This is a genomic window from Acidobacteriota bacterium, from assembly GCA_019347945.1.
GTDB lineage: Bacteria > Acidobacteriota > Thermoanaerobaculia > Gp7-AA8 > JAHWKK01 > JAHWKK01.
This window is the reverse complement of the sequence record JAHWKK010000016.1, coordinates 50,432-76,097: the sequence shown is the minus strand read 5'-3', so window position 1 is coordinate 76,097 and position 25,666 is coordinate 50,432. Positions and strand designations below refer to the sequence as shown.

Genomic DNA, 25,666 nt, shown 5'->3' with positions numbered 1-25,666 from the left:
CACTCTTCACTCTTCACTCTTCTCTCTTCACTCTTCACTCTTCACTCTTCACTCTTCACTCTTCACTCTTCACTCTTCACTCTTCACTCTTCACTCTTCCGCCCCTCTCCCAGAGGCGCGAGAGCACAATGGCCGCGGCGCTCGCGACGTTGAGCGATTCGACGTTCCGCGAGAACGGGATCGAGAAGCGCGTCGCGATACGGGCGATGCCGTCCGACAGTCCCGCGCCTTCGCTGCCGAAGACGATGAAATCCTGCGCGCCGCCGGGCGCGGGCATCGCGCCCCCTTCGGGATCGGCGGCGAGAAGGCGCGCCGGCCGGGATGCGACTTCCGCCTCGAGCGCCGCCAGATCCATCGCGACCATCGGCAACCGGAGCGCCGCCGCGCCGGCCGCGGCCCGGAGCGCCTTGGGACCCCACGGACTCGCGGTGCCGGGAAGGAGAATCAAACCGGCCGCATCGAACGCGACCGAGAGCCGGACGATGGTCCCGACATTGCCGGGATCCTGCACGCGGTCGAGTACGACGACGGGGCCGCTGCGCGGAATCTCCGCGACCGAGTGACGAGGCTTGCGGAAGAGAGCGAAGACGCCCTGCGGCGTTCGCGTCCCCGAGATCCACTTCGCGATCTCGTCGGAAACCACGATCGCATCCGCGGGCGGAGCTCCCGCCTTCGGCGAAGCGAGAATCGCGATCGGGTCGCCGGCAATAGCGCGGGTGTCCTCGACCTGCTTTTTCCCTTCGATGACGAATTCGTCTTCGTGGTTCTCGAGAGCATCCCGGAATCGTCTGACCCACTGGTTCTGCCTGCTCGTGATCGGATCGCGCAACGGCCCCTCGAAACTACTCCACCCGCTTCTTCACCTTCGCCGAGAAAAAGCGGGTGACCAGAACGAGACCTCCGAGAAGAGCGCCAGCGATCAGGATCTTCACGAACGCCTCGCCCGGGCTGACCAGACCCTGGCTGATCGAATCGGCGAGATAGGTGAAGATGAAGATGCCCGGGATCGTGCCGATGAAAGTCGCCAGGACGTAGTCCCGGACGCGCAGTCCCGCAAGGCCGGATGCGTAATTGAGGACGTTGTAGGGAAAGATCGGGATCAGACGGAGCAGCAGCAGTGTGGTGAATCCTTCGTTCTGCAGCTTTTCATGGATGTCGTTCGCTCTCCCTTTCAGGATCGACTCGATCCACCCCGCACCGTTGCGCGCAATCAGATAGGGGACGAAGGAGGCGATCGTCGACGCCGCCAGAACCCAGAGACCTCCGACGAGCCAGCCCCAGATGACGCCGGCGGTCAGCGTCAGAAGCGTTGCCGGGATCAGGAAGACGTTGAAGATCGTGTAGAGACCGATGAATGCCAGCGGCGCCCACCACGAGCCGCTCGCCTCTCTCAACCATGCGGTCGTCGCCTCCGGATCGATGTATCCGAGTCTGTAGAGCGTCAGGGCGACCCCGATAAGGATGACCGCTCCGATGATGACGCCGACGGTCTTTCTCCGGCCTCCCGGCCTGGTTCCATGTGAGCCGCTCACTGCCTGTTCGGTCATCGTTCCGGTCCCCCAGGACTACCGCCGGATGGAAAAAAAGACCGGCGTCGAATCAGGCGAGCATACACGATGAAAGTTTTTTCTGGGGCCCCAAAAAACTTTTCCACAGCCACGCCGGTCACTCGCGAGGCGACTGCACAGAACCGGGTGCGGCAGCCTGTGGACGAGTGTGGAAAACGGCGTGAATGTTGACAGCTCGACCTATTGCAAAGCCGCCGGAGAGGGCGTAAATTGACTCTGCTTTCGATCGGATGCTTCATCGCAGATGATAACGATTGAAAGCGGCTGGAAGCGACGCGATGGGTCGAATCCGGCAGAGGCGCGGATGTTCCTTTGCAGCGGTAAAACGCGCCAGAAAGGCCTCGGAAGGCAAAGGCTTCCGGGGCTTTTTCTGTATGTGCATGGATTTCGCGTCTCCCGCTGTCATCTAGAATGTCGGCGCCAATCGAGGTCGCCGTCGAATCCTCGAATCCCGAACAAAGGAGCGTGCACCGATGAACGCGATCCAGCAGCTGACCGAGCTCGGACAGAGCGTCTGGTACGACCAGATGACCCGATCCCTTCTCACAGAGGGCACTCTCGAAACGATGATCCGCGAGGATGGTCTCGGTGGGCTGACCTCGAATCCGACCATTTTCGAGAAGGCGATTGCCGGCTCGGGAGAGTATGAAAGTGTGTTGCAGGAGCTCGCGCGCGAAGGGCGGTCGGCCGAGGAGATCTACGACGCGATCGTCCTGGAGGACATAGCGGGAGCCGCCGACGCCTTCCGAGAGATGTGGGAGCAGACCGGCGGCGAGCACGGCTACGTCAGCCTCGAGGTGAGCCCGCGCCTGGCGCACGACACCGCCGGAACCGTGGCGGAAGCGCGCCGCTACCACGCCGCGCTCGACCGGCCGAACGTCATGATTAAGGTTCCTGCGACCCCCGAGGGGATTCCGGCGATCGAGACTCTGATCGGGGAGGGCATCCCGGTGAACGTCACGCTGATCTTCTCAAACGAGATGTACAGTAAGGTCATGGAAGCGTACATTAAAGGCGTCGAAAGGCGCGTTGAAGCAAGTGAATCGCCGCATGTTCCTTCGGTCGCGAGCTTCTTCGTCAGCCGGATCGACTCGAAGGTCGACGCCGCTCTCGACGGGGTCAGCGGTGCTGCTCATCTGAAGGGAACGATCGCGATCGCGAATGCGAAAGTGGCCTACCGGAACTTTCTCGAGAAGTTCGGCGACGATCGTTTTGTGCGGCTCGAAGAAGCCGGTGCGCGGGTCCAGAGGCCTCTGTGGGCTTCCACGAGCACGAAAAATCCGGACTATCGCGACGTCCTCTACGTGGAAGCTCTGATCGGGCCCGACACGGTCAACACGCTTCCTCCCGCGACCTACGAAGCCTTCAAGGATCACGGTGTGGCGAAACAGACGATCACCACCGGTCTCGAGAAAGCGCGGGGGCAGCTGGCCGAGCTGGCCGAGCTGGGGATCGATCTCGACGAGATCACCCATCGGCTGATGATCGAGGGAGTCGCGTCGTTCGCGAAATCGTTCGATTCGCTGATGACGACGATCGAGAAGCGGCGCGCGGACGCGGCGTGAGCGCGGCCGGAGAATACGCCGACATCATCGATGCGCTCTTCGCGCGCGACGCTTCGATTTTCGTCGACGATCCCGACGCGCAGGCAGAGGCCGCGTCCTTTCTCGGGTGGCTCGATCTTCCGGAGCGGATGCGGAGCGCCGCTTCGGAGCTGAAAGCATTTGCCGATGAGGTCGCGCCCGAGATCGATCACGTCGTCGTGCTCGGAATGGGAGGATCGAGCCTGGGGACCGAAGTTCTCGCTCGGACGATCGGTTCGCAGGAAGGCTATCCGGCGGTTCTGACGCTCGATTCCATCGTTCCGGGAGCTATTCGAGCGGTCCGGGACCGAATCGATGTCGCGAGGACGCTCTTCGTCGTTGCATCGAAGTCGGGAACGACGATCGAGCCGCTCTCTCTCGAGAAGTGGTTCGCGCGGCTGCTCGAAGCCGAAGGGATTGATCCCGCGCTGCGAATGATCGCGATCACCGATCCGGGAACTCCGCTCGAGAAGCGTGCGCGGGGCGGAGCGATGCGGCGGGTCTTCGTCAATTTCGAGGATGTCGGCGGGCGATTCTCGGTGCTTTCGTACTTCGGTCTCGTTCCGGCGGCTCTGATGGGACTCGACATCGACGCGATCCTCGACGCCGCCGAGGAGGAGTTTCGCGCCGCGCGTGCACATGAGGGGAATGTCGCGGGTCATCTCGGTTCGTGGCTCGCCGGTCATGCGCTCACCGGCCGCAACGAGATGACGCTCCGGGTTCACCCAGACGCGGCTGCGCTCACTCTCTGGATCGAACAGCTCGTCGCCGAGAGCACCGGCAAGGAAGGGCGCGGCATCCTTCCGATCGCGGGCGAGCCGGAAGCGGAAGACCCGGCGAACTACTCTGATGACCGGGTCTTCGTGCTCATCGGTGCTGACCGCCACCGCGAATCTCTCGAACGGGGAGGTCAGCCGGTATTCACGCTCCCGCTCGATGACGATCTTGCGACCTTCCGCCAGTTCGTCATCTGGGAAGTCGCGACGGCCGTGGCGGGCGCGGTGCTTCGCGTGAACCCGTTCGATCAGCCGAATGTCGAGGAGTCGAAAATCCTCGCGAAGCGGATGTTGAGCGGCGAGATGGATCCGTCCGCGGTGCTCGCGCGGTTCACACCGGTCGATGCGATCGTCGCGGGAATCCGAAGCGCGAACTACGTCGCGCTGCTGGCGTGGGAGGAAGATTCCAGCCGGACCGCGGAGATCGTCGCGGCGATCCGGCGGGAGATCGTCGATCGGAACGGTACGACGACGACGTTCGGCATCGGTCCTCGCTATCTCCACTCGACCGGGCAGTATCACAAGGGGGGCGGCGAAGGGGGCGTGCACATCTTTTTCGTTCCGGAGATCGAGGAGGACATCGAGATTCCGGGTGGTGATGGAACGTTCGGCGAGCTCGTGCGCGCGCAGGCTGCCGGTGACATCCAGGCGCTGGAAGCGAGAGATCGCGTGGTCTATCTGCTGACTACGCACGCTCAGCTCGAGGAGCTTCGTGCCGCGATCTGAGAACGGGTCGGATCAGCCGGCACATCTTCCCGACCGGAGATGGAAGGAAGTCGAAGGGCTCGAGCTCGGTGGCCGCCTCCTGCAGCGCCCACGCTTCCGATCGAAGTTTCTCGGACAGGTCCGGGATCTGTGGGTCTACCTGCCACCCGGATATGACGACGATGAATCGATCCGATACCCGACGCTCTATCTGAGTGACGGACAGAATCTGTTCGATTCGCGGATCGCATTCGGCGGGAGAAGCTGGACGGTGGGGGAGACGGTCGACGCGCTCGTGTGGGCCGGAACGATCCGACCGCCCATCATCATCGGAATCGGCCACGCGGGAAAATTCAGAGCGGACGAATACACACCGACCCGGGACGCGAAACACGGCGTGGGCGGCGGCGGAGGACTCTACGGCCGGCAGGTGGCCGACGAGATCAAGCCGCGAATCGACGAGTGGTTCCGCACCGATCCCTCGCGGGAAGCGACCGGCATCGGCGGCTCGTCGCTCGGCGGGCTCATCGCGCTCTACATCGGCGCGCACTGGCCCGGCGTCTTCGGTCGTGTTCTCGCGATGTCTCCGTCGATCTGGTGGGACAAGCGTCACATCCTGAAACTGATCCGGCGGCTTCCGATCGATCCGCGCCCGAGGATCTGGATCGATTCGGGGGGGCGGGAAGCGCGGGGCCAGCTCCCCGACGTCCGCCGCCTGCGAAAGCTGCTCGAGTCGAAGGGATGGACCGAGGGAGTCGATCTGCGTCATGTCGAAGACCCCTCGGCGCGTCATGAGGAACCAGCCTGGGGTGCGCGGCTTCCCGACGCGCTCGCCTTTCTCTATCCGCCTGAATCGCGAACGAGCGACATCCCCTCTCCGGTCGAAGAGGTGCCGGAAGCGAAGGTCTGGTAGCGCCGATTTCAGCGAGCTGAGACGGCCAGCCCATGGCGTTTCGTTCTGTCGCCCGCTGAAGCGGGCTCGACATTGTGGGACGTTGCGTTCCTGTCCCCGGCTGAAGCCGGGGGCTAAGACCTGACGCCGCCTTCGGCGGCTTGTCGGCTTCGTTCGCGTCGAGCGAGCCTGATCCGACTGCACGCAGGACGCACTTTCTGTCGCCCGCGCTGCGGGCTTGAAAACGTGTTTTCGCAGCCCGCGTAAGCGGGCGAAAAGCCGACCGATCTTCGAGGTTGATCTCCGCAAAAACGTTTTCTCTCGATCAGCCCGCGCAGCGGGTGACAGTACGCCGGCCTCTCCGGGCTGTCATAGGCCGCGAAGGATTCATTCTCCGATCAGCCCGCGTCAGCGGGCGAAAGGCCTTAGCCCCGGCTTCAGCCGGGGGATAGTTGTGCCATCTAAAAAATGTGGAGCCCGCTTCAGCGGGCGACAGGTGCGCCGGCCATGCTCGAGGTTGAATCTCGGCAGGAGCGTTCTCTCCGATCAGCCCGCGTCAGCGGGCGAAAGGCCTTAGCCCCCGGCTTCAGCCGGGGGATAGTTGTGCCATCTAAAAAATGTGGAGCCCGCTTCAGCGGGCGACAGAACGCCGGCCTCCCTAAGACGGCGAGCGCACCGACTCGACCAGCTGCCGGATCTCCTCCGAGGGCGGCGGCGTCAGCCTCGATACGACGATCGTCACGATCAGATTGATCACCATTCCGATCGTTCCGATCCCCTCCGGACTGATTCCGAAGAAGAACGGCTCGAAATCGAAGAACCGTGTCATCACGATGTAGCCTCCCGTGAAGACGAGACCGGTGACCATCCCCGCGATTGCTCCTTCACGATTCGTCCGGGAGTCGAAGATCCCGAGGAGAATGACGGGGAAGAAGCTCGCCGCGGCGAGGCCGAACGCGAACGCCACAACCTGGGCGACGAAGCCCGGCGGATTGATCCCGAACCATCCCGCTACGAGAATCGCCACGAAAATCATGATGCGCCCGACTCGGAGACGCTGCGCCTCGCTCGCGCCCGGATTGATCAGACGATCATAGATGTCGTGGGAGATCGAGCTCGAGACGACGAGCAACAGCCCGGCCGCGGTCGAGAGCGCGGCGGCGAGCCCTCCCGCGGCCACGATCGCGACCACCCAGGGCGAGAGCCGCGCCACCTCCGGTGTCGACAGGACGATGATGTCGCGATCGATCGAGAGCTCGCTCGTCGCCGGATCGGGCGACATCTCGACGATCCCGTTGCCATTCTTGTCGTCGATCCCGAGAAGCCCCGTCGTCTCCCACTTCGACACCCAGTCGAGCGAGCGCGCCTGCTCGATCGGCACACCGTGGAGCTCATTGATCAGGTTGTAGCGCGCGAAGGCCGCGAGCGCAGGGGCGGTCGTGTAGAGAAGCGCGATGAACAGCAGAGCCCATCCCGCGGAATAGCGCGCCGCACGGACATTCGGAACCGTGTAGAAGCGGATCAGAATGTGCGGCAATCCCGCGGTCCCGGCCATCAGCGCGAGCGTGATGCAGAAGACGTCCATCTGCGAACGTGTCGTGAACGGCTGCGTGTACTCGGCGAACCCGAGATCGACCTGAATGTCGTTCAGCCGCGGGACGATGTCGCTGAAGGTGAAGGAGAGCTGCGGAATCGGATTGCCCGTCAGAAGCCAGGCGATCGCCGCCGCGGGAATCAGGTACGCGACGATGAGCACGCCGTACTGTACGACCTGCGTCCAGGTGATTCCCTTCATTCCTCCGAGGATTGCGAAAAAGGCGACGACAGTCATGCCGATGACGACACCCAGCCAGATCTCGACGTTCAGAAAACGGGAGAAGACGATTCCGACGCCGCGCATCTGACCGGCGACGTACGTCAGGGAGATGAAGATCGCGGCGATCGCGGCGACGACGCGCGCGGTTCCCGAATCGTAGCGATCGCCGACGAAGTCCGGCACCGTGAATTTGCCGAACCTCCGGAGATACGGTGCGAGCAGGAGCGCGAGCAGAACGTAGCCGCCCGTCCATCCGAGCAGATAGACCGTCCCATCGAAGCCCATGAACGAGATCATTCCGGCCATCGAGATGAACGATGCGGCCGACATCCAGTCGGCAGCGGTGGCCGCGCCGTTGAATACCGCCGGAATCCCCTGACCCGCGACATAGAACCCGCGCGTGTCGCGGACCCGGTTCGACCACCCGAGCCACAGGTAGGCCGCGAAGGTGATGACGACGAGCGAGATCGTCCAGACTTCGACGCTCACGGGACGTTCTCCTCGTTCGCCGGCGGCTCGACGGGGCGATCCAGCCGGGCATCGAGCCGGTCCATCACGATCGCGTAGATGAAGATGAGCGCGACGAAAACGATCATCGCCCCCTGCTGCGCCCACCAGAAGCTCATCGGAAGCCGGCCGACCGTCGCGTGCGACAGCGGCTCGGCGAAAAGAATCGAGAAGCCGAACGAGACCACTCCCCAGACGGTGAGCAGTCCGGCGATCAGAAGCTTGTTGAGTCTCCAGTACCTTCGCTTGTCCATGGGCGGTGGTCGTTGGTCGGCGGAGGATATCTCACTTACCGGCGGCTCGCGACCTGCAGCAGACGTGCGCGATAGAATCCGAGGGGAACGGAGGACCATGTCATGAGCTCGAGAGTCGGCACCATCGGATGGCTGGACATCACAGTCGACAACGCGGACGGTCTCCGCGACTTCTACCAGTCGGTCGTCGGGTGGACCCCCGAGGCGCTTTCGATGGGGGACTACTCCGATTACGTGATGAAGTCGGAGGCCGGGGCAGTGGCGGGCGTCTGTCATCGGAGGGGCGCGAACGCCGACCTCCCGAAGGGGTGGCTCCCATACATCGTCGTCGAGAATCTCGACGAGAGTCTGGAGACCTGCCAGAAGCGGGGTGGCCGGATCAGAAGCGACCCGAGGCAGATGGGGGAGATGGGACGATACGCGATGATCGAGGATCCGAGCGGTGGCGTCGTCGCTCTGTGGGAAGACGCGAAGAAGGAAGAATGAGTGTGGAGCGAGTCGGACGCGTCGGACATCTCTGACGTGGCCACTCTCTTTCCAGGTTTCCGTTCCTCGTCACGCCGTTTGCATCCAGCCGCGCCGTGACCACCGCTATGAACCCGATCGAATTCACCATTCGCGAGAACGTTCCTCTCGCTCCGATGACGACTCTGCGCATCGGTGGTCCCGCCCGGCGCTACGTCGAGGTTTCCGACGAAGGGGATCTCCGGGCCGCACTCCAGTGGGCCCGGGACAACGACATGAAGTTCCTTCTCCTCGGAGGAGGATCCAACATGCTCGTCTCCGACGCCGGATTCGACGGACTCGTCATCAGGATCGCGATCGGCGGAGTTTCCTACGAGCGCGTCGATGATCGTGTGCTCGTCATCGCCGGAGCCGGGGTCGACTGGGACGATCTCGTCGCGGAGACGGTCGAAAGAGATTTTGCGGGATTCGAGTGCCTTTCGGGCATCCCGGGCTGTGTCGGGGCGACGCCGATGCAGAATGTCGGCGCCTACGGACAGGAAGTCTCCGAAACGCTGGTCGAGGTTCGCGCGATCGACGTCGAAACGCTCGAGCCGGTCAGCTTCACGAACGAGGAGTGCGATTTCGGCTATCGCGACAGCCGGTTCAAAGGGCGCGACAAGGGGCGTTTTGCCATCACATCGGTCAGCTACGCGCTCGTCGCGGGCGGGGAACCGACGATCCGCTATCCGGAGCTGGAGAGAGAAGCGGGGGAGTCGCCGACGCTGGGGGACGTTCGCTCGACGGTGCTGAGAATTCGAAGAGGAAAGGGGATGGTCGTCGATCCCGCCGATCCCGATTCGGTCAGCGCGGGCTCGTTTTTCACGAATCCGATCCTGAGCCCGGAGGATTACGAGAGGTTCGTCGCGCGTGCCCGCTCAGTCGTCGGTGACGACGCCGGAATCCCCGCCTTTCCGGGCGACGACGGCTCGGTGAAGTTGTCGGCCGCGTGGCTGATCGACCACGCCGGCTTCGAGAAGGGGATGCGCTACCGCGGCGTCGGTCTCTCCTCGAAGCACGTACTCGCGATCGTCAACCGCGGTGACGGAACCGCCCGGCAGGTGAGGGAGCTCGCCGAGCGGATCGGGGAAAAAGTCGACCAGACATTCGGGGTGATGCTCGTCCCCGAGCCTAACTTCATTGGCTTCGACTAGCGCGCCTCGCCTGGTTGGGCTCGATCAGATTCCGAGGACCGATCGGGGCGTCCACAGCTCGTACATCGGATTGCCCGCGGTGCTCTTTCCCTCGTGGTGCCAGACGCCGTCGACGAGGTCGTAGCCGAACTCGAGGCTCATTCCGGCCCTCGCATTGTCGCGCGAAAAGAACTCGATGTTCTCGACGTAGCGGCCGTTCTCGGTCGTGTAGGTTCCGCCGCCCGTACCGAAGAACTCCTTCGTGTCGACGTTGAACGCGATCCACTGGAACCGCGTCCCCGATAGGATCTTCATCGTGCGGCGCGCGCCTGGGGTGCGCGTTCTGATCTCCCCGTCGCGTTTCTGACCGGTGATCAGCCATGCGCCTTCGAGGTCGCCGGGCGTGCCATCATCGATCCGGGTCCAGCGGACATCCCGGGTCATGAGCTCGTCCCCGCGGATGCTGAACGGAACCTCATGTGTCGTACCGACCATCTCCGGATCTGCCGTGTGGTACTCGTAAGTTGTCTCGGCGACGCCCTCTCGTGCCATCGTCCATTTTCCTCCGCGCGTCGAGACGAACTCGTTCGGGTCAGTTTTGTAAACCGCGACCGAGAAATGACCGTCGGTCATGATGAGCGTCGAGATGTTTCCCGAATCGTCGACCGACTGCCATGCACCGGTGAGGTCGGCCGGGTCGGCGGGGGGGTTGAAGGTGAAAAGTACCGCGAGAAAGAGCTGATGAATCATGTGTCACCTCCGTTCAGTTCAGGATATCGCACGTGAGCGGCGCGGCAAGGGGTGCCGGAATGAGGCGCCTGGCGGGGGCGAAACTGACGGTCAGCGCTCCGCTTGGTCTGACTGTACTTTCATGAGAGATCCCTTCGGTTTCCCCCACCCATCACCCCTCAGGGCAGGCTCCTCGCTTTCCCGCCCGACCACCCGCTCGGGACGACGGGGGTGGGGGGATCCGTGACGTGACCGCATGGTCCCGACGTCTGGTTTCGAATGCTGCAGGTTGCGACGGACCACACGCCGGATTGAAACCTCAAACCACCCCTCTCCCCGCCCCGTCGTCCCGAGCGGGTGGCGAGCTTGCGCATTGTCTCGACTCGGCATACCTGCGGGTGGGCAGGCGAGGAGCCTGCCCTGAGGGGTGAGGGGCGGGGGGAACCGAAGGGACCTCCAGAGTGAGTACAGCCAGGCCCAGCGAAGCGCCGACCCAACGTCGCCCTTTCTCCGGCGCTCTCGCGTTCATTGCCGTTTCACCGGCGCGTTGCGTCGGCCAGTTGCTTCTAGGATGACGAGTGTTTGCTCGTCCCGGGCCGGTACAACATTCCAACATCCTGAAGAACTTACATTCTCAAACCCTTACATCCTCAAATCCTTATCAGGGCGTGACGAACCGGCAGGTCGGCCCGTTTGCCGCCGCGAGTTTTCCATCGAGTGTCGCGAGCGGCAGATCCATCTCCTCGGCGATCGCCACGTACCACGCGTCGTAGGCCGTCAGCGATCGCCGAAGATCCCAGATCCGATTTGCGAACGGGAGGAAGGGTACGACCTCGATGTCCAGATCCAGCAGATCGCGCGCGGCCTCCGATGCCTCCAGCGACTCGAGCAGCCCGGTCATTTCGAAGCGTCGGAGAATGTTGGTAGCTTCCACCAGAGCAAGGTCGGGAGCAATGAGCGGCCCCGCGACGACATCCTCGGCCCACTCGCCCGTCGGGCCGGAATCCGATACCGCTGCGACGAGAACCGATGCATCGACGATCGCGGTCACCGGCGGTCGTCGTCGCGAATCTGGAGGATCCGCTCGGTGTCGAGCCGCGTTCCGGTGGCGGTTTTTCGCTCGCGGATCCGCGCAAGTACAGTCTCGACCGCTGGTCGCGTCGCGATTCTCACGAGCTCGCTCCTAAGGTACTCCTGCATCGACCAGCCGCGTTTTGCGGCTCGGGCCGCGAGCTCATCTTTCACATCGACAGGTACGTCCCGGATAGTAATCTGCACACTCATGCATTCAATATGCATTCTTAGCAGTCAAAATGCAACATCTGCTCGATGATCGAGGCGAAGGGGAGGGATTGGCGCGCCCCGAGGGACTCGAACCCCCAACCCTCAGATCCGAAGTCTGATGCTCTATCCAATTGAGCTAGGGGCGCAACCGGGGAAGCGAAACGCCCGGCGGCGGAGGGTTATGCCCGTGGGTTGCGTCCGGGAGCTATGCGTCGGTCTGGGGGATCAGCGATCGGCTTCCGAGTGAGACGAAGAACCCGTAGAGGAGGAGCAGCAGGATGAACGCGACCGGAATCATCGACGTGGCGAAGAAAAAGCGGGAGGTGTCGAAGGTCATCGGAATCGCGAAGAGTCCCCCCACGCTGAAATAGACGAATGTGGCCAGCAGACCCAGCCGCCCCAGAATCAACACCGCTACGAAATTGATCAGAAGAGAGGCGATGAGCTGAATCGGGCCGTCGAAACCCCCCGCCAGGGTGATCACCATCATCATCAGGTAGATCCCGATCATCCCGAAGATGCGCTTCCTGAAAAGGATTGCGATTCCTACCATGATCGCCGCAAAGACCAGGGTGGGGAGAACACTTGAAACGAAAATATTGAGCAGCACGGCGAGGGCCTGCCGCGCCGACGAAAGGGTCGATCCGTAGCCGCCGCTTTCGATCGCCAACGGCCCGCCCGGCAGAATCCTGCTTGCGACGTAGAGCCCGCTGGCGACCAGACTCGCCACCGTACCGAGAAAGACGTCTCTCCCGACCAGCGGGTCGGTAAACCTCTTCGCCAGAAGCCTGCTCCACGAAACGAGGAGCGTCGGCCACTTCCGTCGCAGATAGGGTTCGAGGGCGAGGTAGATCACGGCGATCACCACGGCGCGAAACAGCGCCAGCGCGACCAGATCGACGATCAATCGCCACTCTATCGTGATCGAGATGCTGTGATCCGCGCGTAGGATCGAGGAGGTAGCCAGGAGAACGAAGATCGTCGTGGCAAGCCGAACCGCTCCGGTCCGGTCTCCGCGCCCTCGTCGCAGATTTCGACGGGCAACCCAGAGCCCGACGAGAACGACCGTGATGATGGCGAGCGTGACGATCACGTCGCCGATCCTCGACTCCGTGAAAAAGGATGGCCGGCGGTCATACCCGATCGTCTCGCGCCATGGGGGAATCACCTCGAACCAGACCGCGCGGCCGGCGAATGAGCCCCCGACGACATCCACGACGTTCGTCGGGTCGTTTGTCGACGAGGTTCTCCACGCACGTTTTTCGTCGGTATCCACCGGTGCAGTCCGATCGAGCGGAATCTCGGTGGCTGAATCGAAATCGAGCCCTGCCCGGTCGAACAGCATCCGCCAGTCGACCTCTTGCTCCTCCTGTCCGATCATCCCGGCCGACGGGACCACGACGAGGTTCGAGAGAAGCCCCTCCGGAGAGAGGTAGACCCTCGCCATTCCGGGCTCGGTGTGCGGAGGATCATGAGGAATGGCGCGTCGATCGCCACCCCAGCCGGCGAGCGGCATCAGCTCTTCCGGACTCTCCCGATAGACGAACTGAATCGGAGAGGGATTCACAGTCGCGGCGTCGACGTCGGGGTTTTCTGCATTCCAGCCGAAGAAGAAATCATCGTCGGTCACGAAGAGCCAGATCCTGTCCGCAGGCTCGCGCGAATGCCCGGTCGCCTCGAGAATCTGCCTTGCCTCATGCTCGAGCACTCTCGGATGTTTGGGGAACGGCCGGACTCCCGTGATCTCGAACCGCGACTCACCCAGTACGAGGAACACGATCAAGCCGATCGCAAGGACGAGCAGAGGAATCCCGATGACCGGCGCGAGCTCTCCGCTCGCGCCCGCCGCCGCGACCATCTCGGGAGAGGGCGTCTCGCCTGCCTCGAGTGCGGCCTGGAGGGGATCTCCGCCGGGAAGTGCCGCGATCACCGCGTGAATCGAGCTCGGTCGATCTTCGGGCTTCGGCTCGATGCATCGCATCACAACCTGCTGGATGACCGGATCGATCGATTTCGTGTCCCGCGAAATGCTCGCCGAGTCGGAGCTTCGATGAAGTCCTCGTATCTCCTCGACCGACCGCCCCTCGAACCGGCGGCGGCCGGTGAACATCTCGTAGAGGACCAGCCCGAGCGCATAGAGATCGGTCTTCGTGGTCGCAGGTTGTCCGGCGAGCTGTTCCGGCGCCATGTACGCGGGTGTTCCCGCGAGCTCCTCGCGCTCCTCGAGATCCGTCGCGAGCGCGGCGAGCCCGAAGTCGGTGATGATCGCGTTTCCGCGGCCGTCGACCATGATATTGGCCGGCTTGAGATCGCGATGGACCACCCCGAGTCCGTGCGCCGCGGCGAGGCCCGCACAGATGTCGCGGGCGAGCTCGATGGCCTTCTCGCGAGGAAGCTTTCCGATCCGTCGGAGAAGAGACGCGAGATCCTCGCCGTCGATGTACTCCATCGTCACGAAGTGATGGCCCTGCCACTCGCCGATGTCGTAAAGACGGCAGACGTTGGGATGCGAGACGCGGCGGCCGAGGCGTACTTCGCCATAGAGCCGCTCGAGAGCGGCGGAACCGAGGGTGTTGCGCGGCAGAAACTTCAGCGCGACCTGCTGGCCGAGCTTGAGGTCTTCGGCGCGGTACACCTCACCCATTCCGCCCCGGCCGAGAAGCGCCACGATCCGGTACCGTTCATCGAGGAGATCCCCGGGGGAGAACCGCTCGGAGGCACCGGAGGCTGGCGCCGAAGTCCGCGCAACCGTCGGATCAGAGCTGGCAACATCCGGGTGATCGGCCATACCGAACGAATCATACGGTACCAACCGCGGTGCGGGCTGCAAGCCTGCACTACGGGAAACCCTTGGCGGTCCAGTCTCGGAATGAGTGATTTGCAATTCAGATGGACAGGCCGAGAGGACCGCCGCGTTCCACGCGGCCGTTGACGCGTCGCTCGTGCGGCGCGTCCTCATTCCACCCTCCCGCAGCGCGCGGAGCGCGCCGTGAGATCAGGCAGGAGCCTGGCCTCGACGGCCGCGGGGGACCGATGGTGAGCTGACAGCGGAGAGGGGGCGATCGAGTGAGAGGTGGGAAAGCGCCGCGGCGACCGAGGAATGAGCGTCGATCGTCGCCGTGGGCAGCGAAGACTATCTTCGGATACTGGGACGGGCCCGATGGGCGGAAAGATGAAGGACGAAGCGCCGCGCTCCACTCCAGGGAGAATCGAATTGGTGGATCGAGTACCCGACCGCTGAGCCGTCTGCGCTGAGAATTAGCGAGCTCGCATCGCAGATCATCTCGTTCGCGACGAGCTGCACGAACCGGTAGACGGGTTCGTGAGGAAAGGGCGTGACGAGCTTTCCGTCGGCATCGACGCGTATGCGGTGGATCGAGCGCTCGAGCTCACATGAAAAGGAGTCAGCCGAAATCCAGCTGAGCTGCCACCCGTCGGGCCGGGCCTCGGCGGTCAGCGAGCTATCCCAGGCGCCTCCCAGCGCGACGACTTCACCGCCATCAGCACCGTTGACGATTTCGCCGTCACGATCCACTGCGACGGTTCGGACGTGGTCGTTGTTGTTGATCCAGACGAGAAGGAGGCGACTTTCGTCGGCCGAGGCCGAGAGCAACGGGTACGGGTTAGCCCATCGGGGAACGATCGGGCGTGCCGGCCGTACCGGGTCGAGGTTGCGATCGAGGATCTCGATCCATTGGTCGAAATCGGAGAAGAGGAGAACCGTTCGGTCGCCGAGCAGAGCGAGTGCGCCCCATTGCAGATCGGGGTCGAGAGATCGTTCGGCGATGAGATCGAGGTTTGCGTCGAGGCGGGCCAGTCGCAGCTGCCGCTCTTCGCCGATCGCCCCGACGCTGAATCTCGCGATCAGACCTTTCTCTCCAGCGTCGATGAGGATCCGGTTGACGAGTCCGCCCGCGTCGAGCTCTCGAGTGGCGAGCAGTTCCGGAACGCGACCCGTCCGATCGTACTTGCGGACGACGAGCGTTTCGCCTCCATCATAGGTGGCGGCTGAATAGAGAAACTCGCGATGTACATCGAAGGTGACGGCTCTCGGTTTTCCGAGCGACAGGTCGATACCAACGACGTCTCCCGCGGGTGTGACGAGAGTGGTCACGATTTCGCCCTGAAGCTGATACGCCAACAGTCGATTGCCGGAGCTCAACGGTTGCAGCCCGACAAACCATGTGTCGCTGGCTCGTACGGAGAGGAGCGCGCGGCGCTCGAAGGTTCCGCTTTCGAAACGAAAGAGATGAGCCGGGTGGTTTCTCAGAGGGCTCAGGCCCCACAGGGCTCCGTGAACGTACGCGAGGTGTTCCACGGGCTCGATCTCGACCGGCGACGATTGGAGAAGCACGCCGTCTTCAGAGAGGCGGCCGAGAGACCATTCAAGGGGATGGTCGATTCGCGAAACTACTACCCATTCATAGCCGTTCCAGGAGAGCTCGATGCGAGTGCTTTCCGGCCACTCGATGTGCCGGCTATGACGGGTCTCCAGAGTCGCGGGGGAGAGGGTCGTGAATGAGAACCCTCCGATTGAAGACCGGACGGCAGCAATGAGGCTGCCGTTGTACGCGAGACGACTTCCCTCGAAGGGTCTTCGATCGATCAGGTCGTCTCCGGAGATGCGGGCGATGAACGGATTAGGATCGCAACCGGTGATCACGAGACCGTCGCCCACGTTCAGGACCTGGTAGACCTCGCCGGACGAAATGATCTCTCGTGTCGGCGAGACGATGGCAAGATCGTGCGACACCACCACGCGCTTCGCCGTGGCCGCGATGCGCGGTTCCGGATGATCGTCGACGAACCGGTTCTCGTTCCAGATGATGACCCATCCGCCGTTCAGCGGCGCGGCGAAGACCGAGTCGATGCCGGGGACGAAGACAGTGGTCTGCGCCCGACCCTCTGGGACCCTGACGGGTCCGAAGAGTGTGCGGCCGTTGTGATCGACGACGGCAGCCAGAACACCGTCGTCGGCCCACACCACGACCGCGGTGTTGCGCGCGCTGGCTGCGGCGGCGTGATACCCGGAGCCGACGAATTCAGGCGGCCCCGCGAGCTCGCCGGAGGCAGAATGCGCCCGCGCGTAGAAGAAATCGGGTTCGCGGAGTCCGGCGGGAAACGCGAAGATGGAGAGCATCGTCTGGTCGAGCCCTACGACCGCGACCCCACGACCGGTACCGACCTGTTCGCCCAGCGGCGCCGGATCGAGCGGTGGCGCGAGCGATGCGGCTGCAGTGGCCGGACCGGTCGCGATGATCGTGGCGAAGACGAGGACGAGCTGTTTCCACAGTTGCACGTTTACAAATACGGGAGCTCGACGCGGGGTGTCTATGGACCAGCGGACAGGTTGAGCCTTGTATACTCGGATCAAACCGAGTTCGACGGAGGGAAACCATGCGCGCTCTCTTTGCGGTCCTCATCGTGGTCGCGATGTTCCTGCCGACGGCGGCTCTGGGCGACGAGCCCTCGCGCGACCAGCTTCTCGACGAAGCGATTGCCCTGATCGGCGTCGAGCGACTCGTTCATTCGATCGTCGACATCACGACTCGCGATCTCTACCGATTCGAGATTCCGGAGGAGAGGCTGAGCAGAATGACCGAGGAGGAGTTGGCGGGATATGAGGCCAATGTCGAACAGCAGAGACGCTTCCAGGATGCGTATCGGGAAATCCTGAAGAGAGACCTCAGCACCCGGGAAATCGAGAAAGAGGTGATCCGGCCGTTGCTCGATCGAACCTATTCGACGGCCGAACTACGCGAGCTCGTCGCGTTCCTGAAATCGGATTCAGGAGTCACGACCGCTGCCCTTCTGCCGGAACTGACCGCCGGCTGGCTGACGCACCCTTCCGGGATTTTTCGGAGGGCGTCCGTGGGAGCCGTGCCGAAAGCGGAGGAAGCGGTGCGCACCGACCGTCAGCGAGCCCGTTGGACGATGGCCGACATGCGTTCCATCGCAACTGCGACGGAAGCCTGGGCCGTCGATCACGGACGCTATCCCGCTGCCGGTTCGGTCGAAGAGCTGGCGCTGCTGCTGAGCCCGACGTACATAAAGGGAATGTCGCACGAGGACCGATGGGGAAACCCGTTCCACTACTCCGTATCCGAGGATGGAATGCATTACCGCGTCGTGAGCAGCGGTTCCGATGGTCAGCTCGAATGGGACAGCGACATGATCTCCAGGGAGCGGGTGACTGAACAGCGCGCGATGCTGAACTGGGAGGCCGACATCATCTACGAGAACGGGACCTTCATTCAGTACCCGCTGGAGTCCCGACCCGGAGGAAAGCCGAAGCGACAGAAGCAGTGACGCGGCGTTCCCGGGCTCCGAAAGGTCGTATCCCGCGCCCGGTCAGCTACAGCCTCGAGATGATCAGCACCGGCTCGCCGTCGTGTCGCCACTCCGCGACACGGGGGGAGTCGGCGATCTTCTGCGCGAGCGGATTCCACCAGTCCCGCCGTGTGATCGTCATCCCATACGTCGGACGCCGCCTCGCAATCGCCTCCACACCTTCGAGCACTCCATCTGGCAGCTGCTCGGTCCAGAACCGCGTCGTGTGGACGAGCTCGATGTCGGAACGGAGCATCTCGGGCGCCGCGAGCCGTACGGTGTGCTCGGCGATCGGCACCACCAGCACGGCATCCGGTTCCGCATGCGCGTTGAGCCACTCGATCCCGAGCCGGTGCGAGGTCGCCCAGTAATCCGACGCCTGCGGAAGTTGCCGCTCGACCGCTCCGCGATAACCGCCGGCGAAGACGTTCCACCAGGTCGCTTCGAACGGATGGCTTCTGGCGAGCGCCACCAGCGACGGCAGCGCTGCGAGCGCGACGACGAGCACCGCCACCGCACCGTTGCGCCTCGCCGAGCCTCGGGGGATCCGATCGACGACCCACGCGACGGCGAGTCCTGCGAGGATGGCGATCGCCGGGAAAAGCTCGAGGAAGTGGCGAATGCCGTCGAAGTTCGTTCCGGCCACGGCGCGTACGAGGACGACGAACATCCAGACGAGAACGAAAAGTGCAAATGAATCGCGCCTCGCCGCTCTCCGCGTGGTGATCACAGCGCCGCCGAGCGCGAGCGCCAGCGTCACCGGGACGGAGGTCAGCAGAATCATCAGGGCCGCCGGCGCGTCGCTCGCGCCCGCCCCCGAGCCTCCTCGAATGAAGATGTAATCGAGATGCGCACCGAGCCGCCGCACGGGATCGGGCCAGAGCCACGGCCAGGTGACGAAGAACGTGACGGCCCCGATGATCGGCCAGAGGAACGCGAGCATCACCATACCGCGCTTCCGCTCGCGCCAGCTCGCGGGAACGCCCCTCGTGAAGAGCCACACGACGATGATCGGGAGGATGAAGAGCGCATTCGCCTTCGTGCCGAGCGCGAGTCCCCACACGACTCCGCCGGCGATGAGTCCCTTCGCCGAGCCTCGCTCGATCGCGTCGTAGAGAATGAAGAGGGTGAGTGCGAAAAGCGCCATCTCACCGAAGTCCTTCAGGTTGACGAGCGAGTGATACGCGACCCGTGGCGAGAGCATGAGAAGGAGCACCGCCGAGGACGCCGCGACCATCCCCGCATGTCGCTCAACCCAGCGGAACATCGCGACGATCAGCAGCGCGGCGACCAGAAGGACGAACGCGTGCACGGCGTCGAACGAGCTCGCGAACAATCCAGCCGGCCGGACCAGACTGACGAACGCCATCGCTCCGGTTGCCATGACGGGGTAGTGCTGATGCGGAGCGATCCGTAGCGGGCTCGAGCGGAGATCGGGTACGACGCTCTCCCCGTAGGGATCGCTCACGAAGTCGAGGTACCGGCCGTCGAAGGATGTCCAGAAGGAGACGTAGCGCTGGCCGAAGAAGAGATCGCCGAGCGACTCATCCCAGTTGGGGCCGTACTGGTCGAGCGCGGTCATGCCCCAGCCGGCCCAGCCGAGAGCGAAGATCCACGGGAGCGCGCTCCGCCATCGCGCACGTGGCGCGGCGTCGCCTACGCTCATGAATCGCCCAGGCGCCGCACCATGATCAGCGCCGTTTCGCCGTTCGTGTAGTAGTTCGGTCTCGTGTACTCGTGACTGAACTCGAGCCGTTCGTAAAACGCGCGTCCCTCGAGGTTGCTCGCTCTCAGCTCGAGCCAGACGGTCTTTACGTTCGACTCGGCCGCTCTCCGCAGCGCGTCTTCCATCAGATGCGTTCCGATCCCGTTTCTCCGATGGAGCGGTGAGACGCCGAGCTTGTTGACGTGCAGTTCATCGAAGACGATCATCGCGAAGAGATATCCGACGAGCGCATCGCCGGAATCGACGACGCGGGAAAACCGCCCCGGCGCAACGAGCTCCGACTCGAAGAACTGCCGCGGCCAGGGGCTCGGGAAGCAGATCGCTTCCAGACGGGTGATCTCCGCGAGATCCTCGGGACGGGCGTCCCGAATCCTCAGCTCAGCCGGAGCCATTCCGCAGCTTCTCCTCGGCGGCGCTCGCGCGTACGTAAAGAGGGAACGTCTCGCCCGGTTCGAGGTTCGCGTCGATCGCCCGGAACGCGCAGAGAAGGGCAACGTTCCGTTCGCGACAGATCTGATCGATCCTGACGATCGTGACGTCGTCCGGCAGCGAGTCGACCGCATCCGCCGGGACGATCGAGGTCTCGCCGTCCTTTGCTCCCCCTTCGTATCTGCTGAGATAGACCTCGTCCCGTCCGGCATCTCCGATGACGGCTACGCGCTCCGCCTCGTAGGCGAAACCGTCATGCGTTCCCGGCGCGATGATCGAAGCACCGGTCGAGAGTGCGAGACCCTGAGCCGTGGCGAGTCCGATCCGCACACCTGTGAACGAGCCCGGGCCCCGTGTCACGACGATCGAACCTACATCCTTCATTTCGCGTCCCGATTCGCGAAGGAGAAAATCGATCGCGGGGAGCAGTTTTTCGTTTCGCGAGCGCTTGCCTTCGAGAATGATCGACGCAATCGCGGTCCGGTCATCGACCAGGGCTACGGACATCGAAGGGAGCGAGCTGTCGAACGAGAGAATCAATCATTCCTCCCTGATGGCGTTGACCGGATCGAGCGATGACGCGACCCAGGCAGGGTAGAGCGTCGTGAGGACCGCGAGGACGATTGCGACGGCGTTGACTCCGAGAACGTCGGCCGGATCGATCCGGAAAGGGAGACTCGTCGCGTCGTACACCGAGCTCGGGAGCGGCACGAGTCCCCAGCGGTCCGCGGCCCAGGAGAAGCTGAGTCCGATCACGTCTCCGAGGATCGTACCGGTCAGACCGATGAAGAGTCCGAGGTAGAGAAAGACCAGGCCGATCGACCGGCGGGATGCTCCGAGTGTCGAGAGGATGCCGACCTGCTTTTTCTTCTCGACGATGATCATCGCGAGCGACGATACGAGATTCAGCGCGGCGACGAGAACGATCAGCGAGATCGTCGCGAACATGACGACCTTCTCCAGCCGGAGCGCGAGAAACAGCGGCCGGTTCATATCCTCCCAGCTCCTGAAGCGCAGCCGGGGAAACCGGGCTTCGAGCGTGTCGCGGATCTCGTTCCCCAGCTCCGGCGTCGCCCTCACTTCGATCGACGTCGGCCCCCCTTCGGTTCCGAAAAAGGAGGAGGCTTCCTCGAAACTCATCATCACGCCCGGAGTCTCGCCGTTGGCAGGCATCATCGACACCGACTCTACCGCGTAGGTCCGGAACAGCGGCTGAATCCCGAATGGCGTCAGGCGTGTACGAGGGGAGACGAGAATGATCTCCTCGCCCGTCTGCACGCCGAGCACGCTGGCGAGCGATGGGGAGAGGGTGAGGCTGCGATTCGCGTCCTCCTCATCGGCGATCTCGCTCGAAGTGCGGGAGGTGACCATCGCGGGTCGGCCGCGCATGCCTCCGACGTCGGATGCCCATGCGGTCCCCGAGATCGTGGGGCGAAGCTCGACGATCGGCCATTGCCGGAGCGCCTCACGCAGCTCGTCGACCTCGTCGATCCACCCTCCCTCCGCGGGCTCGATGGTCAGGTGAGGTGTGGTGTCACGAAGCCGGTCGCGGATCTGATTCTGCAGCCCCGACAGCGTGGCGAGCGAGATGATCAGCGTCGCGACTCCGACGGCGATTCCGAGGATGCTGATGATCGAAAGGAACGCGGTGTGCGCCTGACGACCGGCCATCCTCAGGAAGCGGAGCGCGACCCCGAGCTCGAAGTTGCTCATCCGCTCTTCGGCCTCAGAAGAGGAAAGAGGATCACGTCGCGGATGGAGGGGGAACCGGTGAGAATCATCGTCAGGCGGTCGATTCCGATGCCTTCACCTCCGGTCGGAGGCATGCCGAACTCGAGCGCGCGGACGTAGTCCTCGTCGAGCTGGTGCGCTTCATCGTCTCCACCTTCGCGCTCGGTGAGCTGCTGGCGGAACCGGCGATCCTGCTCGTCCGGATCGTTGAGCTCGGAAAAGGCGTTGGCGATCTCCATCCCTCCGACGAACAGCTCGAATCTCTCGACGACCCGCGGGTTGTCCGGGCTCTGCTTCGACAGCGGTGAGACCTCCACCGGAAAATCGATGATGAACGTCGGCTGGATCAGATGAGGCTCGGCCACTGCTTCAAAGAGCTCGGCGAGCAGCTTCCCCTCGTTCCACGAGCCGACCCCGGATGGTTTCTCCCAGCCCGGACCCTCCGTCCCGTCGGGTCGCATGTGCGTGTGTGCGCCGAGGCTCCGGACGAGCCGGACGAGAGCGTCGCGGTCCTCGAGATCGGAGGGGGCGATCTCGAGCCCTCGCTCGCCGGCGTAGCGGAGAACGGCCTGCCGCATCGTCAATCGCTCGAAAGGTCGCGAGAAATCGATCTCCATCTCCTTCCAGACGACCTTCGGGCTTCCGGTCACCGCGGTGACGAGCCCGGTGAGGAGCTCGGCAGTGAGATCCATCAGCTTCCGGTAGTCGGAGAATGCCTCGTAGAACTCGAGCATCGTGAACTCCGGATTATGCTGGGTGGAGATTCCCTCATTGCGGAAGTTCCGGTTGATCTCGTAGACGCGCTGGAGCCCGCCGACGATCAGCCGTTTCAGGTAGAGCTCCGGCGCGATTCGCAGGTAGAGATCGAGATCGAGGGTATTGTGATGGGTGACGAAGGGGCGGGCCGCTGCGCCACCGGCGAGCGGCACCATCATCGGCGTCTCGACCTCGACGTAGCCGCGCGCGTCGAAGAAGTTGCGGATGTAGCGGATGATCGCCGCACGTGTGATGAAGACCTGGCGGGAGTCTTCGTTCACCGCCAGATCGAGATAGCGCTGCCGGTAACGCTGTTCGACGTCGGTCAGCCCATGCCACTTCTCCGGCAGCGGGCGGAGCGACTTCGCGAGGAAGCGAACCGACGACGCGCGCACCGAAAGCTCCCCTTTCTTCGTGCGGAAGACGGGGCCGTGAACCTCGATCCAGTCGCCGGTATCGAGCAGGCGGACGAGCTCCCATTCCTTCTCCTCGATCTCATCCTTCCGAACGTAGATCTGAAGCTTCGCCTCCCCCTCGTTGACCGTGAGGAACATCGTCTTGCCGTGGTCGCGCACGGCGGTGATGCGACCGGCGATCGCGACGACGCTGTTTTCCGCCTCGAGCTCTTCGAGTGATTTTTCCGAGTGTTGCTCGATGATCGATCCGATCCGCGTGTCGGCATCGACGGTCGTAGGCCATGGATCGATCCCGAGCGCGCGGATCTGCTCGAGCTTCGCGCGGCGGACGCGGATGAGGTCCGCTTCGGTCGATTCGGGGGAGTCCGGTGGCTCGGGCTTTTCTGTCATTGGAAGGGAGATCGCTCGATTTCGGCGATGGCGTGGCGCATTTTACAGGGAGAGACGGTGAGGAAGCAGAGGAGGCCCGGAAAGGCATGCCACAACCGGGCGGCCCGGTCGAGGAACCTGCGCCTCGTGGCGAGACGCCGGGTCCCTCGAAAGGACCGCCCTCTGGAGGAGACTGGCGCGCCGGGCGTTGGTTCGGGGCCGTCCAGCAGCGCGCTCAGTCCTTTGATACGGAAGCCGCGGCCGGACCGCCCATGAAGCGGCAGCTCCATTGCACGGCAAGGAGTCGTGAAGACAACTCGAAGTCTCCTTCTCACACTCTTTCTCGTTGCCTGTACCGAGGGGAGCGATCTTTCCGATCCTGACGCGTCGACCGCGACGAGGGCTGCGACGACGACGAGCGTCGCCGATGCGACGATGGATACGTCGGTTCCGGCCCCGGATCAGGAGCCGATCACCGCGCCTTCGGAGGGAGAGGAACTGCGGAAGAATCCCGTGCGTATCAAAGGGATCGCGCGCACGTTCGAGAACAATGTCTCGATCCGCATCGTCGGAACCGACGGGCGGGAGGTGGAGTCGACCTTCACGACGGCGCGAGGGGAGATAGGGAGCTTCAATCCATACAGTCTCGACTTCTGGCTGACGAGAGACCCGGGGCGCGACTTCTCGATCCAGGCGGTCGAGTACTCGGCGAAGGACGGCAAGCCGCGTCTGCTCGATTCGGTGGCCGTCAAGAACGACATCGAGCCGATCGACGTCCAGCTCTTTTTCCCCCGCAGTGATGGCACTGATTGCCAGCGAGTCGAGCCGGTCACGAGACGGATCCCGAAGAGCGTCGCGATGGCGCGGCTTCTCATCGAAGCACTGATGCGCGGCCCGACCGAAGACGAGAAGACGATGGGAGTGACCAACCCGATGCCGAGGGGCGCGACGCTCACGTCGGTGTCGGTGGATGGTTCCACGGCCGTTGCCGATTTCGGCTCCGGGATGTCGAACGTCGGAGGATCGTGCAGGGCGCAGGCGGTCCGAGCCTCGATCGAGACGACGCTGCGCGCACTCCCCACCGTCAAGCGTGTCCGGATCCTTGCGGCTGGCGACGAAGCGACCGCGCTCCAGCCGTAAGGAAGAGTGAAGAGTGAAGAGTGAAAGAAGAGTGAAGGGTGAAGAGTGAAAAAGAAGAGTGAAGAGTGAAGAGAAGCAGTTGCCGGTTGCCAGTTGCCGGTTGCCGGTGGGCGTGTAGCGCCAGGTTCCAGCCGGCCGTACGCCGTTTCCAACCGGCACCTGGCCGAGCCGCACCGCAGCGCGCTTGCGCGATGTCAGCGATCACTGGGAGGGCGAGGCTCCTGCCGAGCCGCCCCCTTTCGAGATGGCAAAAAGTTCGTTCAAGGGAAGATCGAGAGTCAGCTGATCGAGCATCGGTTGCAGGTGACTTCCGGGCGGCGTTCTACGGTGCGGCTCAGCAGGAGCTTCGCCCTCCCGGTAATTAGGCTTGATTCAGCAAGCGCGAGACGAGGCGGTCGCCTCGGCAAAGAATCACGACGTCACGAGCGAAATCGAAAGTCCGTTCCGCCAGATCTCGTGTTTTAGCCGTTTCACTCTTCTTTTTCACCCTTCACTCTTCACTCTTCTAACTAGTAGTCCATTTCGTGATCATCGAGCCCGAAATAGTGACCGAGCTCGTGGACGACCGTGTCGCGGATCTCGGCGATCGCTTCCTCCTCGGTCTCGCAGCAGCGGAGAATCGGACCGCGAAAGATTGCAATGTGCGACGGACCAGCCGGCGCTTCCCAGCTCCGGGTCGTCAGAGGTTCTCCTCGAAAGATCCCGAGAAGCTCTCCCTCTTCGTCCTCCAGACCTTCGAGGTCCGCCGGGGAAGGCTCGTCCTCGACGACGATCGCGATGTTGTCGATGTGAGACCGAAATTCTTCCGGTATCTCGGCGAGCGCCTTCTCGACCACGCTCTCGAATGTCTTTCGCTTCATCACCAGCTCAATTCTCCATGCCGGGAGGCATTCCGGCCAGCCCAGGGAGGTTGCAGGTTGGAGGTTCGAGGTTGGAGGTTGGAGGTGAAGAGGTGGACGCGGGGGGGACTTGGTGATTCATCGAACTGCGCACAACGATATCCCTCCCGGCGAATCCT

The 25,666-nt window shown here is 63.3% G+C and carries 22 protein-coding genes and 1 tRNA gene; 7 read left to right on the top strand and 16 right to left on the bottom strand.

The window, feature by feature from the left end:
* Positions 1-76 precede the first annotated feature (76 nt).
* Together KY459_11415 and KY459_11410 are read right to left on the bottom strand one after the other, a co-directional pair.
* The gene (locus KY459_11415; protein ID MBW3565324.1) at positions 77-829 is read right to left on the bottom strand and encodes an RNA methyltransferase; all 753 of its coding nucleotides are present in this window, start codon (positions 827-829) and stop codon (positions 77-79) included.
* A gap of 13 nt (positions 830-842) precedes the next feature.
* Positions 843-1,547 (bottom strand): TVP38/TMEM64 family protein, encoded by a 705-nt coding sequence (locus KY459_11410; GenBank protein MBW3565323.1) that lies wholly within the window; start codon positions 1,545-1,547, stop codon positions 843-845.
* A gap of 494 nt (positions 1,548-2,041) precedes the next feature.
* On the opposite strand from KY459_11410, the gene tal reads away from it, so the two are divergent.
* The 3 genes from tal to KY459_11395 are packed head-to-tail and all read left to right on the top strand — an operon-like array spanning position 2,042 to position 5,545.
* Positions 2,042-3,133, top strand: a complete 1,092-nt coding sequence (tal, locus tag KY459_11405; GenBank protein ID MBW3565322.1) for a transaldolase — start codon at positions 2,042-2,044, stop codon at positions 3,131-3,133.
* Positions 3,130-4,653: a glucose-6-phosphate isomerase gene (locus KY459_11400; protein ID MBW3565321.1), complete on the top strand. Its 1,524-nt coding sequence runs from the start codon at positions 3,130-3,132 to the stop codon at positions 4,651-4,653. Before tal ends, KY459_11400 begins: the two co-directional genes overlap by 4 nt.
* A complete protein-coding gene (locus KY459_11395) occupies positions 4,640-5,545 on the top strand; it encodes an esterase (protein MBW3565320.1) in 906 nt (301 codons plus the stop codon). The genes KY459_11400 and KY459_11395 overlap by 14 nt, the downstream gene beginning before the upstream one ends.
* Positions 5,546-6,182: 637 nt before the next feature.
* Here KY459_11395 and KY459_11390 read toward each other — a convergent pair.
* Positions 6,183-7,829: a cation acetate symporter gene (locus KY459_11390; protein ID MBW3565319.1), complete on the bottom strand. Its 1,647-nt coding sequence runs from the start codon at positions 7,827-7,829 to the stop codon at positions 6,183-6,185.
* Positions 7,826-8,101: a DUF4212 domain-containing protein gene (locus tag KY459_11385; GenBank protein ID MBW3565318.1), complete on the bottom strand. Its 276-nt coding sequence runs from the start codon at positions 8,099-8,101 to the stop codon at positions 7,826-7,828. Before KY459_11385 ends, KY459_11390 begins: the two co-directional genes overlap by 4 nt.
* 102 nt (positions 8,102-8,203) lie before the next feature.
* On the opposite strand from KY459_11385, the gene KY459_11380 reads away from it, so the two are divergent.
* Positions 8,204-8,587: a VOC family protein gene (locus KY459_11380; GenBank protein ID MBW3565317.1), complete on the top strand. Its 384-nt coding sequence runs from the start codon at positions 8,204-8,206 to the stop codon at positions 8,585-8,587.
* Between the two features lie 107 nt (positions 8,588-8,694).
* On the top strand, positions 8,695-9,759 hold the full coding sequence (locus tag KY459_11375; protein MBW3565316.1) for a UDP-N-acetylmuramate dehydrogenase: 1,065 nt from the start codon (positions 8,695-8,697) through the stop codon (positions 9,757-9,759).
* Between the two features lie 24 nt (positions 9,760-9,783).
* Here KY459_11375 and KY459_11370 read toward each other — a convergent pair whose 3' ends face one another.
* The 6 genes from KY459_11370 to KY459_11345 all read right to left on the bottom strand — a co-directional run bounded on the left by KY459_11370 (position 9,784) and on the right by KY459_11345 (position 17,050).
* Positions 9,784-10,488, bottom strand: coding sequence for a membrane or secreted protein (locus tag KY459_11370; protein ID MBW3565315.1), 705 nt, complete (start codon positions 10,486-10,488; stop codon positions 9,784-9,786).
* Between the two features lie 640 nt (positions 10,489-11,128).
* Positions 11,129-11,518, bottom strand: a complete 390-nt coding sequence (locus tag KY459_11365) for a type II toxin-antitoxin system VapC family toxin (GenBank protein MBW3565314.1) — start codon at positions 11,516-11,518, stop codon at positions 11,129-11,131.
* Positions 11,515-11,751, bottom strand: coding sequence for a hypothetical protein (locus tag KY459_11360; protein ID MBW3565313.1), 237 nt, complete (start codon positions 11,749-11,751; stop codon positions 11,515-11,517). Before KY459_11360 ends, KY459_11365 begins: the two co-directional genes overlap by 4 nt.
* Before the next feature lie 69 nt (positions 11,752-11,820).
* Positions 11,821-11,897 (bottom strand) — tRNA-Arg (locus tag KY459_11355).
* 59 nt (positions 11,898-11,956) lie between these two features.
* On the bottom strand, positions 11,957-14,539 hold the full coding sequence (locus KY459_11350; GenBank protein MBW3565312.1) for a serine/threonine protein kinase: 2,583 nt from the start codon (positions 14,537-14,539) through the stop codon (positions 11,957-11,959).
* Between the two features lie 345 nt (positions 14,540-14,884).
* Positions 14,885-17,050, bottom strand: a complete 2,166-nt coding sequence (locus KY459_11345; protein ID MBW3565311.1) for a hypothetical protein — start codon at positions 17,048-17,050, stop codon at positions 14,885-14,887.
* 98 nt (positions 17,051-17,148) lie between these two features.
* Between KY459_11345 and KY459_11340 the strand changes: the two genes are divergently transcribed.
* Positions 17,149-18,060: a type II secretion system protein GspG gene (locus KY459_11340; GenBank protein MBW3565310.1), complete on the top strand. Its 912-nt coding sequence runs from the start codon at positions 17,149-17,151 to the stop codon at positions 18,058-18,060.
* A 46-nt stretch (positions 18,061-18,106) separates the two neighbouring features.
* Here the strand turns inward: KY459_11340 and KY459_11335 are convergent, their stop codons facing one another.
* From KY459_11335 to lysS, 5 genes are read right to left on the bottom strand one after another with little or no spacing between them, the layout of a single operon-like run.
* On the bottom strand, positions 18,107-19,747 hold the full coding sequence (locus KY459_11335; protein MBW3565309.1) for a glycosyltransferase family 39 protein: 1,641 nt from the start codon (positions 19,745-19,747) through the stop codon (positions 18,107-18,109).
* Positions 19,744-20,199 (bottom strand): ribosomal protein S18-alanine N-acetyltransferase, encoded by a 456-nt coding sequence (gene rimI, locus KY459_11330; GenBank protein ID MBW3565308.1) that lies wholly within the window; start codon positions 20,197-20,199, stop codon positions 19,744-19,746. Before rimI ends, KY459_11335 begins: the two co-directional genes overlap by 4 nt.
* Positions 20,186-20,776, bottom strand: coding sequence for a tRNA (adenosine(37)-N6)-threonylcarbamoyltransferase complex dimerization subunit type 1 TsaB (tsaB, locus tag KY459_11325; GenBank protein MBW3565307.1), 591 nt, complete (start codon positions 20,774-20,776; stop codon positions 20,186-20,188). The genes rimI and tsaB overlap by 14 nt, the downstream gene beginning before the upstream one ends.
* The gene (locus KY459_11320; GenBank protein ID MBW3565306.1) at positions 20,777-21,949 is read right to left on the bottom strand and encodes an FtsX-like permease family protein; all 1,173 of its coding nucleotides are present in this window, start codon (positions 21,947-21,949) and stop codon (positions 20,777-20,779) included.
* Positions 21,946-23,529, bottom strand: coding sequence for a lysine--tRNA ligase (lysS, locus tag KY459_11315; protein MBW3565305.1), 1,584 nt, complete (start codon positions 23,527-23,529; stop codon positions 21,946-21,948). The genes KY459_11320 and lysS overlap by 4 nt, the downstream gene beginning before the upstream one ends.
* Before the next feature lie 285 nt (positions 23,530-23,814).
* Here lysS and KY459_11310 point away from each other — a divergent pair, with 285 nt between their 5' ends.
* The gene (locus KY459_11310) at positions 23,815-24,648 is read left to right on the top strand and encodes a GerMN domain-containing protein (protein ID MBW3565304.1); all 834 of its coding nucleotides are present in this window, start codon (positions 23,815-23,817) and stop codon (positions 24,646-24,648) included.
* A gap of 509 nt (positions 24,649-25,157) precedes the next feature.
* Here the strand turns inward: KY459_11310 and KY459_11305 are convergent.
* Positions 25,158-25,508 carry a metallopeptidase family protein gene (locus tag KY459_11305; protein ID MBW3565303.1) on the bottom strand — a complete coding sequence of 117 codons (351 nt, stop codon included), beginning with the start codon at positions 25,506-25,508 and terminating at the stop codon, positions 25,158-25,160.
* Between the last annotated feature and the right edge of the window lie 158 nt (positions 25,509-25,666).

Coding starts and splice junctions, on each gene's coding strand:
- KY459_11360 (MBW3565313.1), bottom strand. CDS start 11,751: ATGAGTGTGCAGATTACTATCCGGGACGTACCTGTCGATGTGAAAGAT.
- KY459_11385 (MBW3565318.1), bottom strand. CDS start 8,101: ATGGACAAGCGAAGGTACTGGAGACTCAACAAGCTTCTGATCGCCGGA.
- KY459_11340 (MBW3565310.1), top strand. CDS start 17,149: ATGCGCGCTCTCTTTGCGGTCCTCATCGTGGTCGCGATGTTCCTGCCG.
- KY459_11375 (MBW3565316.1), top strand. CDS start 8,695: ATGAACCCGATCGAATTCACCATTCGCGAGAACGTTCCTCTCGCTCCG.
- KY459_11320 (MBW3565306.1), bottom strand. CDS start 21,949: ATGAGCAACTTCGAGCTCGGGGTCGCGCTCCGCTTCCTGAGGATGGCC.
- KY459_11380 (MBW3565317.1), top strand. CDS start 8,204: ATGAGCTCGAGAGTCGGCACCATCGGATGGCTGGACATCACAGTCGAC.
- KY459_11335 (MBW3565309.1), bottom strand. CDS start 19,747: ATGAGCGTAGGCGACGCCGCGCCACGTGCGCGATGGCGGAGCGCGCTC.
- tal (MBW3565322.1), top strand. CDS start 2,042: ATGAACGCGATCCAGCAGCTGACCGAGCTCGGACAGAGCGTCTGGTAC.
- KY459_11350 (MBW3565312.1), bottom strand. CDS start 14,539: ATGGCCGATCACCCGGATGTTGCCAGCTCTGATCCGACGGTTGCGCGG.
- rimI (MBW3565308.1), bottom strand. CDS start 20,199: ATGGCTCCGGCTGAGCTGAGGATTCGGGACGCCCGTCCCGAGGATCTC.
- KY459_11305 (MBW3565303.1), bottom strand. CDS start 25,508: ATGAAGCGAAAGACATTCGAGAGCGTGGTCGAGAAGGCGCTCGCCGAG.
- KY459_11410 (MBW3565323.1), bottom strand. CDS start 1,547: ATGACCGAACAGGCAGTGAGCGGCTCACATGGAACCAGGCCGGGAGGC.
- lysS (MBW3565305.1), bottom strand. CDS start 23,529: ATGACAGAAAAGCCCGAGCCACCGGACTCCCCCGAATCGACCGAAGCG.
- KY459_11370 (MBW3565315.1), bottom strand. CDS start 10,488: ATGATTCATCAGCTCTTTCTCGCGGTACTTTTCACCTTCAACCCCCCC.